The 15003-nt window shown below is 64.8% G+C and carries 17 protein-coding genes and 1 other RNA gene; 8 read left to right on the forward strand and 10 right to left on the reverse strand.

The window, feature by feature from the left end:
- Together hchA and ACZK4Z_RS08550 are read right to left on the reverse strand one after the other, a co-directional pair.
- Positions 1-873, reverse strand: coding sequence for a glyoxalase III HchA (gene hchA, locus ACZK4Z_RS08545; RefSeq protein ID WP_032128274.1), 873 nt, complete (start codon positions 871-873; stop codon positions 1-3).
- A 70-nt stretch (positions 874-943) separates the two neighbouring features.
- Complete coding sequence (locus ACZK4Z_RS08550) at positions 944-1876, reverse strand: AraC family transcriptional regulator (RefSeq protein WP_235202873.1); 933 nt, start codon at positions 1874-1876, stop codon at positions 944-946.
- A 98-nt stretch (positions 1877-1974) separates the two neighbouring features.
- On the opposite strand from ACZK4Z_RS08550, the gene ACZK4Z_RS08555 reads away from it, so the two are divergent.
- Positions 1975-2667, forward strand: a complete 693-nt coding sequence (locus ACZK4Z_RS08555; protein WP_125895148.1) for an alpha/beta hydrolase — start codon at positions 1975-1977, stop codon at positions 2665-2667.
- A gap of 74 nt (positions 2668-2741) precedes the next feature.
- Here ACZK4Z_RS08555 and ACZK4Z_RS08560 read toward each other — a convergent pair whose 3' ends face one another.
- Positions 2742-4763, reverse strand: a complete 2022-nt coding sequence (locus tag ACZK4Z_RS08560) for an esterase/lipase family protein (RefSeq protein WP_032128277.1) — start codon at positions 4761-4763, stop codon at positions 2742-2744.
- Positions 4764-4916: 153 nt separating this feature from the next.
- Here ACZK4Z_RS08560 and ACZK4Z_RS08565 point away from each other — a divergent pair, with 153 nt between their 5' ends.
- Positions 4917-5378 carry a methyltransferase family protein gene (locus ACZK4Z_RS08565; RefSeq protein ID WP_125895150.1) on the forward strand — a complete coding sequence of 154 codons (462 nt, stop codon included), beginning with the start codon at positions 4917-4919 and terminating at the stop codon, positions 5376-5378.
- A gap of 14 nt (positions 5379-5392) precedes the next feature.
- On the opposite strand, the gene ACZK4Z_RS08570 is transcribed toward ACZK4Z_RS08565, so the two are convergent.
- Both ACZK4Z_RS08570 and soxR read right to left on the reverse strand, forming a co-directional pair.
- Complete coding sequence (locus ACZK4Z_RS08570; RefSeq protein ID WP_125895152.1) at positions 5393-5878, reverse strand: hypothetical protein; 486 nt, start codon at positions 5876-5878, stop codon at positions 5393-5395.
- Between the two features lie 93 nt (positions 5879-5971).
- On the reverse strand, positions 5972-6442 hold the full coding sequence (soxR, locus tag ACZK4Z_RS08575; RefSeq protein WP_032128280.1) for a redox-sensitive transcriptional activator SoxR: 471 nt from the start codon (positions 6440-6442) through the stop codon (positions 5972-5974).
- A 108-nt stretch (positions 6443-6550) separates the two neighbouring features.
- On the opposite strand from soxR, the gene ACZK4Z_RS08580 reads away from it, so the two are divergent.
- A complete protein-coding gene (locus ACZK4Z_RS08580; RefSeq protein WP_125895154.1) occupies positions 6551-7984 on the forward strand; it encodes an MFS transporter in 1434 nt (477 codons plus the stop codon).
- A gap of 48 nt (positions 7985-8032) precedes the next feature.
- Here ACZK4Z_RS08580 and ACZK4Z_RS08585 read toward each other — a convergent pair whose 3' ends face one another.
- Complete coding sequence (locus tag ACZK4Z_RS08585) at positions 8033-9538, reverse strand: S8 family serine peptidase (RefSeq protein ID WP_223224726.1); 1506 nt, start codon at positions 9536-9538, stop codon at positions 8033-8035.
- 343 nt (positions 9539-9881) lie between these two features.
- Positions 9882-10274: a transfer-messenger RNA gene (gene ssrA / locus ACZK4Z_RS08590) on the reverse strand.
- Between the two features lie 197 nt (positions 10275-10471).
- Between ssrA and ACZK4Z_RS08595 the strand changes: the two genes are divergently transcribed.
- The 3 genes from ACZK4Z_RS08595 (at position 10472) to ACZK4Z_RS08605 (ending at position 11930) form a co-directional block, all read left to right on the forward strand.
- Complete coding sequence (locus tag ACZK4Z_RS08595; protein WP_258015708.1) at positions 10472-10699, forward strand: hypothetical protein; 228 nt, start codon at positions 10472-10474, stop codon at positions 10697-10699.
- A 64-nt stretch (positions 10700-10763) separates the two neighbouring features.
- Positions 10764-11216 carry a GNAT family N-acetyltransferase gene (locus ACZK4Z_RS08600; RefSeq protein ID WP_293799520.1) on the forward strand — a complete coding sequence of 151 codons (453 nt, stop codon included), beginning with the start codon at positions 10764-10766 and terminating at the stop codon, positions 11214-11216.
- A gap of 141 nt (positions 11217-11357) precedes the next feature.
- Entirely contained in the window at positions 11358-11930 is a 573-nt protein-coding gene (locus ACZK4Z_RS08605) for a hypothetical protein (protein WP_032128284.1), read from the forward strand.
- Between the two features lie 36 nt (positions 11931-11966).
- On the opposite strand, the gene ACZK4Z_RS08610 is transcribed toward ACZK4Z_RS08605, so the two are convergent.
- Positions 11967-12929: an IS110 family transposase gene (locus ACZK4Z_RS08610; protein WP_478451066.1), complete on the reverse strand. Its 963-nt coding sequence runs from the start codon at positions 12927-12929 to the stop codon at positions 11967-11969.
- A 329-nt stretch (positions 12930-13258) separates the two neighbouring features.
- On the reverse strand, positions 13259-13762 hold the full coding sequence (gene smpB, locus ACZK4Z_RS08615) for an SsrA-binding protein SmpB (protein ID WP_010484447.1): 504 nt from the start codon (positions 13760-13762) through the stop codon (positions 13259-13261).
- Positions 13763-13819: 57 nt separating this feature from the next.
- Here smpB and ACZK4Z_RS08620 point away from each other — a divergent pair, with 57 nt between their 5' ends.
- Both ACZK4Z_RS08620 and ACZK4Z_RS08625 read left to right on the forward strand, forming a co-directional pair.
- Entirely contained in the window at positions 13820-14245 is a 426-nt protein-coding gene (locus tag ACZK4Z_RS08620; protein ID WP_010484449.1) for a type II toxin-antitoxin system RatA family toxin, read from the forward strand.
- Between the two features lie 3 nt (positions 14246-14248).
- Positions 14249-14506, forward strand: coding sequence for an RnfH family protein (locus tag ACZK4Z_RS08625; protein WP_032128285.1), 258 nt, complete (start codon positions 14249-14251; stop codon positions 14504-14506).
- 36 nt (positions 14507-14542) lie between these two features.
- On the opposite strand, the gene ACZK4Z_RS08630 is transcribed toward ACZK4Z_RS08625, so the two are convergent.
- A complete protein-coding gene (locus ACZK4Z_RS08630; RefSeq protein WP_010484453.1) occupies positions 14543-14935 on the reverse strand; it encodes an outer membrane protein assembly factor BamE in 393 nt (130 codons plus the stop codon).
- Between the last annotated feature and the right edge of the window lie 68 nt (positions 14936-15003).

Raw genomic sequence — 15003 nt, forward strand, 5'->3', positions numbered from 1 at the left:
TCAGCGCCCGGCCAATGCGTCGAGCAGCGTGCGCGCGGCCAGCTTGCCCAGCGCATTGCCGGCCAGCGGGCTGTCGCCGGTCAGCAGCAGGCGGTCCTGCAGCACGCTGCCATCGATGCCGTCGTTGACGATCTGCACGCCCTGCTGCGCCAGGCGCTCACCGAAGAACCACGGCAGCTGCCCGGGCATGTAGCCGATCTCTGGCGTCTGCCGGTCCATCGCATCGGGGAAGGCACAGATGCGGTAGCCGCGGAACAGCGAGCCACCCTCGGCCTCGTCAACGCCTGCGGCCAGCAATGCGGCCGGGCCGTGGCAGAGGGTGATGATGTGACGTTGCTCGGCCATCGCCCAGTGCAGGGCCGCCTTTACCGCGCGACTCTGCGGCAGCCCGATGAGGGCGCCGTGGCCACCGGGAATGAACACGGCTGCATAGTCCGACGCGGCATCGAGGCCTGCCACCACTTCTTCCAACGGCAGTGGCTGGCGGAAGCGGGCTTCGTAGCGGTCGTACAGTCCGCCGATCTCCTTGTCCTCATGCGGGAACGCCCACCACTCGAACTTGGCGGCGTTGCCGGACAGCGTCGCCACATCGATGTCGAAGCCGGCCTTGTCCAGGTGGTACATCGGCAGCAGGGTTTCCACCGGATGGTTGCCGGTGGAGAACAAGTGGCCGTTGGCGGTGGGCAGATAGCGTTCGTCCGCAGCGATCATCAGCACCTTCCAGCGGCCATCGCGGCGCGCGTCGGGATAGTCGGCGCCGGACAGGTCGCTCTTCGCCGATGTGAACTGTGACAGCGAGTACGGCGACGGGAAGAAGGCGTCGCGCTCGGCCGGATCGGGGCTGGGGTGGCGGCTGGGCTCTTGCGTGTTCATGCGGACCTCCAGTGGGGTAGTGGAGCCAGCATAGAAGGGCGGATGCGTACAGGCGATGAGGGTTTTCCCCTCATTCGCGCGACGTTGCCACCTGTTGGCGCCAGGCATTCGGGCTCATACCGAAGGCGCGGCGGAAAGCACGACTGAATGCCGGTTCGGAGAGATACCCGACGTCTCCGGCGATCTGAGAAACCCGCCGGTTTCCGCTGCGCAGCAGCTCTGCGGCCAGTTGCAGCCGCGATCCAGCGAGATAGCGCATGGGTGACATGCCAGTGGCCAGGCTGAACCGCTGCGCGAAATTCGAGCGCGATTGATTCAGGCTTGCCGCCAGAGACTCGACCGTCCATGCCTGTGCGGGGTGTGCCTGCATCAACGCCAGTGCCCGCCCGATCAATGGGTCGGCCAGCGCATGCAGACGCTGGCAGTTGTGTGGACTGGAGGTTCCCAGCCAGTAGCGCAGCGTCCAGACAAACAACAGGTCGAGCAGGCGTGACAGCATAAGCCCACTGCCCAGGGTGGGCCGGGCCGCTTCAACCTGGATCGCGCCCAGGGTAACCGCCACCCAATCGGCCGAGCTGGCGGGAAATCCGTTTGGCATCCGGTCCACCCCGGGGACATGCAGCCAGCCGGGCAGGGCATCAAGCAGCAACTGGCTGCCTGGGCCGTCAAATCCAAAGGATGCCGTGGTCAGATGGACGGGCTGCAGAGCTTCGCCGGCACAGTCGATGCGATGTGTCCGGCCATGCGGCATCAACAGCAGCTCGCCGGCCTGCAGTGGCACGACCGCTGCATCCGCATGCAGACGTGCCGTGCCCTGTTCGATGAAATGGAAGCAGCCGCGCCCCTCGGCAATGATGCGGGTTCCATCGGGCTGCACGACGTGGCGGGTGATGTCGCCGCCGTGCATGCGCGAGGACTGGAAGATCGCAAACAAGGCATCGGATCCGGCCTGGAGCGATTCGGTGGTGTGGAGCCTTGGCATGGTTTTCAGGAGTCCGTGCATCGCCGCTGGCAGTGGCGATCCGTAGTCTGGTCGGGTGGCTTCAGGCAGCGCTGGTGGCTGTCGGGCAACGATCCCATCCAAGTGAGGAGTTCTGCAAGATGAGCAAGCCAAGCATCGTTCTGGTTCATGGTTTCTGGGGTGGCGCCGCGCATTGGTCCAAGGTGATCCTGGAACTCGATCGCCGGGGTTTCCACGACCTGCATGCCGTGGAACTGCCATTGACGTCGCTGGCCGACGACGCAGAGCGAACCCGGCGCATGATCCGCCAGATCCCGGGGCCGGTGCTGCTGGTCGGTCATTCCTATGGTGGCGCGGTGATCTCCGAAGCCGGAAACGAACCCAACGTGACCGGCCTGGTGTTCATCGCCGCGTTCGCGCCGGATGCGGGTGAGAGTCCCGGTGGCATTACCGAGCAACAGCTGCCGCAGGCGGCGGCCAATCTGGCGCCGGACAGCGACGGCTATCTGTGGCTGCAGCCCGGCAAATTTCACGAGAGTTTCTGCCAGGACCTGCAGGCCGACGAGGCGCGGGTGATGGCGGTCACGCAGAAGGCGCCGATGGCGAGCACGTTCGGTGATGCCGTCAGTGACCCGGCGTGGCGACACAAGCCGAGCTGGTACCAGGTCTCCAGCGCTGACCACATGATCCACCCTGACAACCAGCGGCGCATGGCGGCCCGCATGCAGCCACGTGCCAGCATTACGCTGGACGCCAGTCATGCTTCGTTGGCATCGCAGCCGGTAGCGGTGGCCGAACTGATCACCGACGCTGCGGCCCACGGACAAGGCTGAGTACGCCGGTCATGCCTCAGTGGCGGTGTCCCGGCCCGCCAGAGCACTGCTGCCGTGATGCCGCCACGCTTGCGTTACTTGTTCTGCCGGTCGTGCTCCTGCATGTCTTCATGCAGGATCCGCCGCAGTTCGACGATGGCTGGCGTGGCTTCCTGCACGCTGTGCCCGGACACGATCACCTTCTCCGAATCCGCGTGCGGAAGGTGCGAGCTCCAGTAGGGCACCAGCCCGTCGTCGGTCTTTTCCAGCGGACCATCTGCCTTGGCGCGCGCGATGATCGAGTGGTAACGCACCTTCGGTGCCATCGGCAGGTCGGCCACGGCGCGCACGAAGGGATCGTCCTTGTCCAGGTTCTGGATGCTGTTCATCTGGTAGCCGTGCTTGCCGTCGTTGCGATCGATCTTGCCGTCGTTGGCGATGGTGGCCACGTCCTCCAGGACGGTCAGTGGCAGCCGTACCAGGCGGCCGATCCAGCGGCCGAGGCGGGTGCTCGCCACATCGGTACCGCGGTGCGGTGTGGCAATGAATACCACGCGAGATACTTCCGGTTCCGGCAGGAAGGTCAGCACCGGCGCGCCCTTGGTGCGCAGCAGCTCCTGCTGCGCAGGCGTCATCTGTGCGGTCGCCAGCAGGGTCTCTACCAGGTGGTCGCCGGAAGAAGACACCATCAGCCGTGAGATCACCCCACCCATGCTGTGCCCGACCAGCACCATGTCATGAGAGGCCTGCGCCTTGCCGCTGGGGTCGAAGTGCTTGAACACCTCATCCAGCGTGTGGCGCATCGCATCGTGGCTCATCGCGATGGGCATGTTGGTCGGGTAGTAGAACTGCCAGACCTGGAAGTCCTGGCGGATCTCGTCGTCGCGCATCAGCTCGTTGGCGACGTTGACCCAGGCTTCCGGGCTGCTGGCCAGGCCATGGATCATCAGCAGCACGCGGCGGTTCGGGTCGTAGGGCTGCATCATGTACAGATGCGGCGTGTCGATGCCGCCCTTGCCACCGAACAGCGAACGCAGCGATTGGTGGCTGAAATTGGAGCGCGCCAGCCACAGTGCGTAGCCTGCGGTGAAGTTCGCGGCCAATGGCACCTGCTGCCCATGCAGGGTGACTTCCGTGACCTGGTAGGGATCGTGGATCTCCAGTTCCGGCTCGTCGTCGTGCAGTACTTCCCACAGGTTCTTTCCGGAGAAGCGCAGCAGCACCGTCATCGATGGCGACGGCATCTCGCTCCAGCTCTGCGTGACGGGCGTGGTGGCCTGCGCGGCGGCTGTGGTGGCCGGCGGCGTGGTGGCCGTAGTGGCGGCGGGATCATCCATCACGGCCACCAGTTCGGCACCGAAGCCATCGCGGCGATGCACGCTGCGCAGCGTGCCGGTGAACGACAGCGAGGCTGCCGGTACCAGTTCGGTGGGCGTACGCGTATCCAGCGGTGATGCTTGGCCCGACGGCGCCAGCACGAACGTCCAGCGGCCCAGCTGGAAGTGGCTGGCTTCACCATGCACGCGCCCGGTGGCATAGGCGTTGTACAACTGTACCGAGGCTTCCTGCACGGCCAGGTTGTAGTAGTCGCGCACCTGGGTCTGGCGGTCTTCGAAACCGCGCTGGTTGGCCGTGCGCTCGGTGAAGAACAGGTAGGCGTAGGCCTGCCGCGCGACCTGCATCCACGCGTCCAGGCGCGGCTGGAAGTCCGCATCCAGTTCGGTGATCGCGCTCTTGGCACGGCCTGACGTGGAGTACTCGCGCTTGGGCGCGGGCAAGGTCATCGCATACTGCAGCCACAGTTCGGCCAGGCTTGAGCGCTTGTCCTCCTCGCGCACCACGATGCTGCCTTCCATCGCCTCGATGCAGGGCAGGCCTGGCTTGGCGCAGACGCCTTCGTCGAGGCCGGCGACGCGCAGCGTCTCCATGGTGGCCGAACTGAGCTTGCCGGTGGTCAGGATGTCTCCGCGTTTCAGGGCGATGTACTGGCCGGGGGTGACCGAGGCCACCTGCACCGACGGCCCGAACTGGCGCAACGTCGCGCAGCCGCCCAGGGTGAGCAGCACGGTGATGATGAGGGTCGTGCGGCCGATGAAGCCCAAGCCCGTGGTTGCCATACGATCCTCCTGCGCGGTGGCGCCACTCTAGCGGTCGGCATGTCAAAGCGGAAGATACCGGGCGGTCGGTTTGGAGCGCGGAAATGCCGCCAACCGGGCGATTCAGGCATTCCCGTGTGACACTGGGGTGAACAGGATGAATGCGGGGCTGCGATGCGATGGCTTGAGACCCGTGTTCCTCCGCCTCTCGTGATGCTGTTGTGCGCCGCCATCGGCTATATGGTCAGCCGATGGCAGCCGGGCGGGGCGCTGCAGCTACCCGTGCCGGAGTTGCTTGCGGGTCTGGTGATGGCCTTCGGCGTGGTATTGAACCTGCTGCCGAAGCTGGCCTTCCGGCGCGTGGGCACCACGGTCAACCCCCTGCGGCCAGCGACGTCGAGCATGCTGGTCACGCACGGCGTGTACCGCTATACGCGCAACCCGATGTATCTGGGCCAGGCCACTGTCCTGGCAGGTGCCATGCTGTACCTGCAGAACCTGACCGCACTGCTGGCCGTGCCGTTGTTCGTGCTGTACATCAACCGATGGCAGATCATGCCGGAAGAGCGGGCACTGTCGGCCCGCTTTCCCGAGGCATACGCAGCCTTCCGCCAGCGGATACGGCGCTGGCTCTAGCGCGGGTCAGGCCGTCACGGTGTGATCTGGCACTTCACGGCAGCGGAATAGCCTTCGTAATCATCACCGGCAATCACGTGCAGGGTGTGGTGCTTGTCGACGCGCTTCACGTAGGACGGTGCTTCGGTGTTGGCGTATTCGTTGACCGTGGTCACCGACCAGGTCTTGGCCAGGCGCTTGGGGTCGACACCGTTCAAGTAGACGAAGATGCTCTTCTCGCCCTCGGCGACATTCACGTCGGCATGGGTGACGGTACCGCCGAACAGGGCGACCGGCGTGGTTTCCGGCTCGAACGTGCCACCAGGCTTCCTGGCCAGGCCGGCTGCCTGCAGGGCATCGATGGCCTCGGCTTCGCTGAAGGTCGAGCCTGCCTTGCAGGCCAGCAGGGCTTCGAGTGTTGCGGTGCCGGGCGGCGCGATGGCGGGTGCAGCCGCGTGCGCAGCCGGGGTCGCGGCACAAGCAGCCAGGAGCAGGGCAGAGGTGATGATCACGATTCTCATCGCAGGTCCTTCTGTAGGTAGTGGGCAGCAACACGGACGGAGGATGCCGCCTCATTGTGCGATGTTCCAGTCAGTGCCGCGTGCAGCAATGGATCATGACCCATTCCGGCTGCCGTCGTCCGATTCAAGCAAGACGGCCCCGTCGCCGCGTTGTGACAACTGGTCGCCAGGGTTTCGCAACGGACAGTCCTTCAGTGACAGGCAACCACAGCCGATGCAGCCGTCAAGCTGGTCGCGCAGCTGGACCAGGCTGCGGATGCGCTCGTTCAGCATGTCGCGCCAGTTGCTGGACAGCCTTGCCCAGTCCTTCGAACTGGGCGCCCGTTCGGCTGGAAGATCATCCAGCGCGATCTTGATCGTGGCCAAGGGAACGCCTGCACGCTGTGCGACCTTGATCACGGCAATGCGCCGCAGCACGTCGCGGCGGTAGCGGCGCTGGTTGCCGTTGTTGCGCCAGCCATGGATCAGTCCCTTGGCTTCATAGAAGTGGACGGTGGCAATGCTGACCCCGCTGCGACGCGCGACTTCGCCCACGGAAAGCGGAACGCTGACATCGATCTTCATGGCCGGGGTTCCTTGACCTCATCAATACATGAGGTTTTATAAGGCAGTTCCCTTTTTCCTGCATGTGAACCCTGGGCTGCAGGTCATGAATCATAGGTTTGAACGAAAATGGAACAGCAAGGCATCGCCGTCCCCGGCACCCGCTGGGGCGATCTCCTGTCCGGCCGCAATGCAGTGCGCTCACTTGCCCTGGCGGGCGGGGTCGCACTGCATGCGGTCAACGTCTACATCGCCACCACCATGTTGCCAACCGTGGTGGAGGACATCGGTGGCCTGGATCTCTACGCATGGAACACCACGCTCTTCGTGGTCGCGTCCATCCTGGGGTCGGCATTGTCGATCAAGCTGCTTGAACGTGCCGGGCCTCGTGGAAGCTATGCACTGGCGACGCTCATCTTCGCAGCCGGTGCCGTGATCTGCGCGCTCGCGACCTCGATGCCGATGATGCTGGTGGGGCGGCTGGTGCAGGGTGTTGGCGGCGGCTTCCTGTTCGCACTGGCCTACGCCATGATCCGGCTCGCGTTCGAAGAACCGCTCTGGCCCCGCGCGATGGCCCTGGTTTCGGGGATGTGGGGCGTGGCGACGTTGATCGGGCCTGCGGTGGGCGGCGTCTTCGCCGAATGGGGCGTATGGCGGGCCGCATTCTGGTCGGTCACCGCGGTTGCCGTGTTGTTCGCGCTGCTGGCGTCGAACGTCCTTCCGCAGAGGGAGGCATCGTCTTCAGCTGCGGCCAGGTCTTCGGTCCCGTGGCTGCAGATCCTGCTGCTGACCCTGGCCGTCATCAGCGTCTCCCTAGGCAGTACATCCTCGAGCGCAGTCAACAATTTCATCGGCATCGTGATGGCCGTGTTCCTCGCAGTGGTGCTGGTGAGGATCGAGTCCCGAGCGAAGCAGACGCTGCTTCCTTCCGGCGCTCTCCGGCTCCGCTCGCGGCTGGCCGCGTTGTATGGGCTGATGTCGCTGCTGGTGGTGATGATCACCAGCGGCGAGGTCTTCGTGCCACTGTTCCTGCAGGTGCTGCATCAGCAATCACCGCTTGCTGCGGGCTACCTCGCGGCGCTGATGGCGGCCGGTTGGACGCTCGGGTCGTTGGTCGGCTCCGGCTTCAGCGGGCGCGCCGTTGACCGGGCGTTGATGATCGGCCCGGCGCTGGGGTGGGTGGGCATGATCGGGCTGGCGCTGCGGGTGCCGGCTGCGGGCAGCGGTACGTGGTTGCAGATGGTGCCGATCTGCGTGGCGCTGGCCGTCATCGGGATCGGCGTGGGTCTGGCTTGGCCTCACCTGCTGACACGTGTTCTGACCTCTGCACCGCCGGAGGAACAGGAGCGCGCCGGTGCGTCGATCACCACCATCCAGCTGTTCGCCACCGCGGCCGGGGCAGCGCTTGCCGGGATGGTCGCCAATGCAGCGGGACTGATCGAGCCGGGCGGGGCCGAGGGAACCGCGCGTGCGGCCCGGTGGCTGTTTGCCACCTTCGCGCTGGCGCCGATGCTGGGCATGCTGCTGGTGAAGCGATGCCGCTTTCCGGCAGACGTGAACTGAGGAACGGAGGAGGGCGCAGCGACCTTGCCGGGCCGCTGCGCCATGCCATCAGTTGCTGGCTGCCTTCACGGCTTCGGCCGCGTCAATGATGCCTGGCCCGCAGCCACCCGGGCAGTTCGCTGCGGCGATCGGGTGCGCAGTGCGACGCAGGATGTCCTTGACCTGGTCGGTGGTCTTTGGCACCGGCGCCACCGCTTGCATCAGCGCGACGATGCCAGCGACGTGAGGCGCCGCCATCGAAGTGCCGGACATGAAGTCGAAGGCGTTGTTACCCACCGTGGACAGGATGCCCTGTGCCGGATGCTGACGGGTCGGGGCGCAGTTGGCCTGGCTAGGCGGCGTGGCCAGCGGCAGGAACTCGCCGACGGACGCGCGGCAGGACCAGGTTTCACCACCGGGTGCGGTGATATGGATGCCTGCGCCATAGTTGGAGTAGAACGCGCGTCGCCCGCCCTGATCGTTGGCAGCCACCGCGATCACGCCCTTGCAGTTCGCCGGAGCAAACTCGGACACATCCAGATTGCTGTTGCCGGCGGCGACCACCACGATCGTGCCCTGCGCGGTGATGTCGTCGATTGCATCCTGCTCGGCCGGCGAGCAGGCGCGGCGGCCGCCCAGGCTGAGATTGATGACTTCGGCCGGGTTCGCATTGGCCGGGACGTTGGGCACGTTGATACCGGCACTCCAGAGCATGCCATCGATGATGTCGGCGGAACCGCCATTGCCCTGGTTGCCGAGTACGCGTACCGGCACGACCTTCGCGTTGTAGGCCACGCCGGCCACGCCGATCTGGTTGTTGGTCACCGCAGCGACCGTTCCAGCGACGTGGGTGCCGTGTGCGATGCCCGAGGCATCGAAGGCATCCGCGTCGCGTCCATCGCCATCGTCGGAGCCGCCACAGCCGGGATTCATTCCGCCGATGATGCATTGCCAATCACTGAACGGACGGGTCGACGAGATCATGTCGTAGCCCGGCAGCAGGTTGGCCTGCAGGTCGTTGTTGTTGAGGTAGCCCGAATCGACCACAGCCACCACCACGCCCTGGCCAGTGGAGCGATCCCACGCGCCGGGCAGGCGCGCGCCACTGGTCGGATTGCTGTAGTGCCACTGCTCGCCGTAGCGTGGGTCGTTCGGTGTGGCGAATGCGCTCATCATGTAGTTCGGCTGCACATACTCGACGTCCGGATCGTCGGCGATGCGCTGCATCAGGATCTGCGCTTCCGGGAGGTCCAGTGGCTTGTCCGTGGTGACCACGTCGGCCCCGCCGCCCATGCGGCGTTGATGGGTTACGGACGCGGCTGCTGGCGGTGCGTTGCCGATCGAACGCTTGCTGCGCTGCTGGACGCCGAGGCGCTTCTTCAGCGCATCCTGCGCGGTGGTGGCGGAGACGCGCTTGCTGCTGCCGTCCCGGTACTTGACGATGAAACTGCTGTACTGCTCGTTGCTGGCCATGCCTCGCGTCCATACCCGTTCGGTGGGTTGGGCGAAGGCGGGGGCGCTGGCCAGGACCAGGGTGATGGCGCTGGCAAGGGAAACCCGAAGCGACGTACGCATGGATACAGTTCCTTTGTGGAAGATGTGTCGAGCAGGCCGTGCCCTTCGGGCTCGGCTTGGATGTGAAGGGTGCAGGTGTCCCGTGGTCTCCTTTTGATGGCGACCAAGGACGAACGGCTTCGCGGACACATCCCCCCCAAGGAGAGGGTGGGAAATTTCTGAAGTGGTTTAGTGATGTCGAAAGCGAGAGAAGATGGCGGTTGCCGACATTGCTTGACGGCATCGGACCGCGATTGCGCCGGGGCGTCGAACTTCGCAGCGGCGTAGAGCAGCCAATAAAAAAGCCCGGAAACCCACGCTGGTGGAATTTCCGGGCTTCTCCGGTCCTTGACGAACCGTTCGTTGGTGGAGGTGGGCGGAATTGAACCGCCGTCCGAAGGCACTCCATCCCCAGCACTACATGCTTAGCTCACCGTTGAATCTCATCCCCGAGCAGCACGGTGTGCAAAGCGCACCCGGGAACCAGCCTGTTGTGTTCTAGTGCCGGACTGACAGGCAGCCGCCCAGCGCGATTCCATGATAATGACTCTACGCTGCGAGCATGGACACAAGCAGTTTCGAGGCTCCGCCTAAGTCGGCAGAAGGTCACGCACCGCAGTTTTTAGGCTGCGAGAGCGACCGGAGCGTAGTTGTCGTCGTTGGCAACTAGAGTTTTGCAGCTGGATTTACGAGGAAAGCTACCCCCTCGGCATGCGCCAGGCGACTTCACAACCCCCGTCGAAACCAATGCACCCCCGGTTTCTTCAAGCATTGCAAGGCTTTGGGGCCAATGCCGTCATAAAAGCTGACACTGACCCTGCCCAACGAGACGGATCTTACGGCAATCTTCCTGAACAGTCACGCGGGTGAGCGTCCGTCTCCCAGCTGATTGGCACGTTGCGATCCCTTGGGACGCCGTGCTCGAATTTCCGGTACCACTCCACGGGGGGCCTCATGGCCATTTCCGTCAGCCCCGGCAACTGGGGACAGTATCGGATCGGGCAAGAGGTGCGCGCTGGCATGCTGTCGGCTGAATCGTCCTGGTACATCCAGCCACACGCAGATCGGGCGGCGAAGGCCCTCGCGGCGGCGTTTCCGGCAACAGGTCCTGCATCAGGGCTGCAGGCCGATCTGTTGTTGAAGGCAGTGGCATCGGTCTGTGCTCAAGACGGGCCGCAATAGCGCCAAACGCTGAAGCGGGCCGGCGTAGGTGCGATCAGGCTTGATAGCATCCAGATTCCTGAAGTTGAGCCAGTGGAAGGACGCCATGACGCTAGACGTTGCAGTAACAGATGAACTCAGCGACGAAGCGCTGGAGGTGATTGGCACTGGCTTGGACCAGTTCAATCTGGAGGCTGCAGGGTATGCCGATCGACGCGCGCTGGCGGTACTGGTTACCGATCCGGCCAGCGGCAAGGTAGTAGGGGGCCTTACCGGGCGAACCTCACTGGGCCTGTGGTTCGTGGATCTGTTCCATCTGCCAGCGGCCCATCGCGGCAACGGGCTGGGGTCGCGTGTGCTGAAGGCCGCAGAGGATGAAGCGCGGCGTCGCGGTTGCCGTTCCGGCGTGCTGTACACCCTCAGCTTCCAGGCGCCCGACTTCTATGTGAAGCATGGATGGGTCGTGTTTGGCCGGGTGCCATGCGATCCGGCCGGCACATGCAGGGTGTTCCTCAGCAAGGATCTGTCGGCGGGGTGAGCGCTGCGGGCGAGCCGCGCGTCCTGTCAATCCGCAACTTGTTGTAGAGCGTCTGTCATAGCGGATTGCTAACTTCGTGGGCACGAATTTGCGACACACTGGCGATGACCATCCGAGCCAGGACAGACACGGAGACCATGGGTGACCGATGCAAGCCAACAACGCAGCCTGCGGCAGCTGATCGGGCCGGTCGGTGCCGACTACCAGCGGCGTGCGTTGCCGCCGGGCTGGGTCTGGGCGGTGCTGGCGGTGCTGCTGGCGGCCACCTGGGTGACGGAGTTGCCGGCCACGGCAGCTGCGGCACTGGTCGCCAGCGCGGTGGTGGTGCACTGGTCGCAGCGCGGCCGCATCCATTGGCTGGGGTGGCGCCTGCCGGGCCTGGCGGTGCTGGCTGCCCTGCTGTGGGGGCCGGAGGTGCTGTCGCAGTGGTTCGAGCACGGGCTGGCCGTGGTCCTGATGTCGCTGGCCAGTCTCAGTATCGGTGTGCACGTGTGGCAGTCGCGACAGATGGCACGCCAGCTGCAGGGCGCGGCCGATGCACTGGACGACGCCCAGTTGCTGGCGTTGCTGCCGGCTGATGCCGCGAACCTGGCCCAACAGTGGCGCTTGGGCGATGACCGTTACGCACCGGAGCTGGCGGTAGTGATGCACCTGGCGGTGATGCACGCGGCGCTGTCGCCGCGGATGCGCAGGCAGGGCATGCTGGCGGGGTGACCTGCCTTTTGTAGAGTCGAGATCCTATGTTCGTGGTCAAGCCTGCTGGAAGCAGGCTTGACCCACCTTCAGCATGGCCGGATCGAAGTCCCGGCCGCTTTTGAAGACACCCCAGGCGATCCTGGCCAGCTTTCTGGCCAGGATGTTGAAGACGGCGGTGCTGGGGTGACCGCGTTTTGACAGCTCGTCGTAGAGCGGTTGCCCCCGGCGACACCGCTTGAGCCCCATTGCGGCCATGTAGAGCATCTGGCGCAGCACTGGCGCGCCCTGTTTGGACAGCCGACGCCGTCCCGTTCTGCCGCCAGACTCGTTGGGCCGGGGATCCAGGCCCGTGCAGGCGATCCACGCGTTGGCGTTGGCCAACGGCCAGCGCGTCATGTAGTAAATCAGGTGAGCGGCGACGGCGGGGCCGATACCAGGGATGGTCAACAGGCGCTTGTAGAGCGTGCCATGCTCTCCATCGCGACCCAAGCGCTGCAGTTCGCTTTCCAGCTCGGACAGCGTCCCAGCCAGAGCGCAGAACAGATCTGACAGCTCCCCGGGGGCACTTTTGCTTACCCCGAAGGATTGCTCCAGGCGCGCGCGTGTCTTTACCAGCGTCTGCCGCTTGCGCAGCAAATCGTGCATCTGCTGCTGCTCGTCGGTACGCGGTACGTATTCACGCAGGCGATCGCTCTCCTTCTTCACGTACCGGGCGATCGCTTCGGCGTCCATGGCGTCCGTCTTGCCACGCGAGCCCGTCGCCCGGCCGTAGTGCTTGATCAGACGTGGATTGATCACATAGACAACGTGGCCTGCCTGGCCAGCCATCCGAGCCAACAACTCGTAGTACCGCCCCGTCGCCTCCATGCCAATCCGGCATCGCTGGGGCAAGGTGTTGAGCCACTGGGCTATGCCGGCCCGGGTGTTGGCGATCCTGTCGCCGGCCTTGCGGTCGGCCACTGCCGGTACGAACTCCTTGGAGTCCACGTCCACGCCAATATCGAGAGAATCAGACATTTGTACGGCTCCCAGCTATCTTTAAGGGGCTGGGGTGGTACCGCACCGACGTTAGCTTGCCTACATCGACGATCCCCTTTGGGGGCCGTACGATCCTTTATCGACGTTCGTGTGCGGGATGGGGATCGCTCGACTCGTCTGTCGGCTAGTATCCGCAGATGCATGCTTGACGGTCCCTCCACCCTGGCTCCTACATACCGCGTAGGAGCCGGGAGGAACATACAAGCCATGCTCGACTGCTTTTCTTATCGAAGCCGAGCATGGCTCGGCTCTACAGAAGCCAAGGCAGTCGAGCATGGCTCGACTCTACAGGGTGATGCGCAGACGCCTTACGCGTCGCGGTTGCCGCGACGCATCACGCGCTGCTTCTCGATCGCCCAGTCGCGGTCCTTGGCGGCATCGCGCTTGTCGTGGGTCTGCTTGCCCTTGGCCAGCGCGACTTCGAGCTTGATCTTGTTCTTGCTCCAGTACATCGCGGTGGGCACGATCGTGTAGCCATCGCGCTCGACCTTGCCGACCAGCTTGTCGATCTCGCTCCGGTGCAGCAGCAGCTTGCGATCGCGCCGGTCGTTGGCCACGACATGGGTCGAGGCCTGGATCAACGGAGTGATCTGCGCGCCGATCAGGAAGATCTCACCATCCTTCACGTAGGCGTAGGCGTCGACGATGTTGCCGCGGCCAGCACGGATCGATTTCACCTCCCAGCCCTGCAGGGCCAGGCCGGCTTCGAAGCGGTCTTCGATGTGGTACTCGTGGCGGGCACGCTTGTTCAACGCGATGGTTTTGTTGGCCGTCGCGCTCTTTGCTTTATCCTTGCCGCTGTTCTTGCTCATTTCCGTATTGTCTCCGATTCGGGCCCGCCCGGTCGATTGCCGAAACGTCCTGTATTCATGCCTACTATCCGCCGCAGCGCCCTGGTCGAACATTCGGCCGCGCGCATGTTCGACCTGGTCAATGATGTCCAGGCCTATCCGCGCCGTTTCCGCTGGTGTTCGGCTGCCCAGATTCTGGAGCAGGGCGAGGACCGGCTGGTAGCGCGCCTGGACCTGGGCCTGGGCTCGTTCAGCACCTGGTTCCAGACTGAAAACACACTGCAGCGCCCGCACAGCATCGATATGCAGCTGCGCGATGGCCCGTTCAAGCAGCTGCACGGCCGCTGGGAGTTCCATGCGCTGGCCGAAGATGCCTGCAAGGTCACCCTGACCCTGGACTTCGAGCCCAGTTCGCGCCTGCTCGGTCCGGCGCTGGCATTGGGCTTCCAGAGCCTGGCCGACCGCATGGTCAACGACTTCATCCGCGTTGCCGACGAGGCCTGAGCGATGATCGAGGTCGAGGTGGTGCTGGCCTGGCCGCAGCGGGTGCTTTCGCGCCGGTTGCAGCTGGACGAGGGCGCGACCGTGGCCGAGGCCATTGCCGCTGCTGCGCTGGAAGGCAGTGCCGACTGCCCGGCGGCGGCCGTGCATGGGCTGCTGGCGCGCCCGCAGCAGGTGCTGCTGGATGGCGACCGCATCGAGCTGCTACGCCCGTTGCAGGCCGACCCCAAGGACAACCGCCGGCGTCGCGCGCTCGGCGGTTGATTCCTGTCGCCCGTCCGCGAGGACGGGCAGGGGGCGTCAGCGACCCTTCTTCTTCTTGTCCTTCGGCAGATTGCGGCCGAACTGGCGCACGGTCTGCTGGGCCAGGGCCTTGTCGTTACCCGGGAAGTAATCGCCTTCCCAGCGGGTCACGTTGTCATTGTCGAAGAACACGGTGAAGTTCTTCACCTCGGTACGGCCCAGGCGGTTCACGCGCTGGCTGGAGGTGTAGTCCCAGCGCTGGGCGTGGAACGGGTCCGGAATGGACGGGGTGCCCAGCAGCGCGGTGACCTGCTGCTTGCTCTGCCCGACCTGCAGCTTGGCCACGGCATCTTCCCGGATCAGGTTGCCCTGATAGATGGGTTGCTTGTAGATGATGCCGCACCCGGTGGTGGACAGGGCGACGGCGGCGACCAACAGGAGATTGCGCATCGGGACTGGCGGTTGGGGAAATCAAACCGATGATACACTCCCGGCGTGCCACCGCGACCCAATCCGAG

It is taken from the genome of Stenotrophomonas sp. 71799_Sma (assembly GCF_056482505.1).